2 protein-coding genes are annotated in these 1,942 nt (G+C 69.9%); one reads left to right on the top strand and one right to left on the bottom strand.

Going from position 1 to position 1,942, the window contains the following annotated elements; genetic code table 11:
- Window positions 1-161: 161 nt before the first annotated feature.
- Window positions 162-1,616: a sensor histidine kinase gene (locus tag V6M46_RS10045; protein ID WP_332664401.1), complete on the top strand. Its 1,455-nt coding sequence runs from the start codon at window positions 162-164 to the stop codon at window positions 1,614-1,616.
- Window positions 1,617-1,824: 208 nt separating this feature from the next.
- Here the strand turns inward: V6M46_RS10045 and V6M46_RS10040 are convergent.
- The coding region (locus V6M46_RS10040) for a WhiB family transcriptional regulator (RefSeq protein ID WP_332664403.1) at window positions 1,825-1,942 on the bottom strand (118 nt) is incomplete at its 5' end.

Raw genomic sequence — 1,942 nt, 5'->3', positions numbered from 1 at the left:
CGCCAGCGGGGGTTGGAGTGGCCCAGCATCTCGACGAGCTCGACGGTGCACTCGTCGAGGCTGCGATCGCCGGGTACGTTCATCCCGTTCTGCATCACGGTTTGCCAGTACGCCTCAGACACTCCCACATCGTGCCACGTCCTCCCGACTACGCTGACCGGGTGCCCTCGCTGGACGACATCGCGCGCTTCCAGACGTCGCTGAGCTCCGACGACGTCGCCTGGCTGCACGCCCTGGTGACGGACTGGCAGATCATCGCGGACCTGTCGTTCGCCGATCTGGTGCTGTGGATCCCCGACGCGGAGGCCAAGGGGATGTGGGCCGGCGCGCAGATCCGCCCCACGACCGGACCGACGACGCTGTTCGAGGACGTGGCCGGGACGTTCATGCCGTCGGGCCGGATCGACGAGATCGAGGAGGCACTCACCTCCGGCGAGATCGTCGCCGAACGGATCGCGGAGCTGCCCGACGGCCGACGTGTCCGGGTCGAGCTCATCCCGGTCACGCACGACGGCCGGACGATCGCGGTGATCTCCCGGCGCAGCGCCGAGTCCGCCCTGCGTACCGCCAGCACGCTCGAGGCGGCGTACTTCGAGGCGGCCGGCGAGCTGGCCGAGATGATCCGCCGGGGCGAGTTCCCGGTGCCGGGGAGCCGCTCCGACCTCGCCGACTCGCTCCGGGTGGGCGACGGCTTCGTACGCACGAATGCCGCCGGCACGGTCCGCTACGCCAGCCCCAACGCGATGTCGGCCTACCGACGGCTCGGCCTCGTGGGCGACCTCGTCGGCACGCAGCTGGGACACGTCACGTCCGGCCTCGTCGACCGCCGTCCGACCGACCGGGGAGCGCGCGGCATCCTCGGCGGGGACGCCAGCACCGAGGCCGAGATCGAGAACTCCGCTGCGTCGTTGCTGCTGCGCGTCATCCCGCTGCGTTCGGACGGCCACCGCAGCGGCGCGCTGATCCTGCTGCGCGACGTCACCGAGCTGCGGCTCCGCGAGCGCGAGCTCGTCTCCAAGGAGGCGACGATCCGCGAGATCCACCACCGGGTCAAGAACAACCTGCAGACCGTTGCCGCCCTGCTCCGGCTGCAGGGCCGGCGGATGGAGCTGCCTGAGGCGCGCGCAGCGCTCGACGACGCCGTGCGCCGGGTCGGTTCGATCGCGCTCGTGCACGAGACGTTGAGCCAGTCGTTCGACGACAGCGTGGCGTTCGACGACATCGCCGACCGGCTGCTGCGCACGGTGCTCGACGTCGCCGAGGAGACCTCGGGCGCGGGCCGGGTCAGCGCCGAACGGATCGGTTCGTTCGGAATGCTGCCGGGCGCCGTGGCGACGCCGCTCGCGATGGTGCTCACCGAGCTGATCCAGAACGCGGCAGCGCACGCGTTCGGCGAGCAGGGCGGGACGCTGACGCTGGCGGTCAACCGCATCCGCGATCGCGTACGCCTGCGGGTCAGCGACGACGGCAAGGGGCTCCCGGCGGACTTCGACCCGGCCGGCAGCCTGGGGCTGTCGATCGTCACGACGCTGGTCGAGGGTGAGCTGCACGGGTCATTGGCGTTCGAGCCGCGCTTCGGCGGCGGCACGACCGTCGCCATCTCGCTCAACGTCTAGTGCCTTGGCGATGGCGGTTTACCAGGTTCTCCTGGTAAACGGTCACCTCTCCGGGCAAGCCGCACTCCGCCGGGCAGAGCACCACTTCTCCAGGCAAATTTGCCCGGCGGAGTGGCGGTTTACCAGGTTCTCCTGGTAAACCGCGGTCCCGTGGGGATGCAAAGAACCCCGCGGCCGAGGCCACGGGGTTCACCGATACGTGCGTACGTCAGGCAGTACGAATACGTGCCCGAGCATTGCGGCGCTTCAGCGTACGACGTTCGTCTTCGCTCAAGCCTCCCCACACACCGTGGTCCTGTCCGGACTCGAGTGCCCATTGCAGGCAC

The organism is Aeromicrobium sp. (genome assembly GCF_036676885.1).
Lineage (GTDB): Bacteria > Actinomycetota > Actinomycetes > Propionibacteriales > Nocardioidaceae > Aeromicrobium.
The sequence above is the reverse complement of the archived record's forward strand: the minus strand, read 5'-3'. Positions and strand labels throughout refer to the sequence as shown.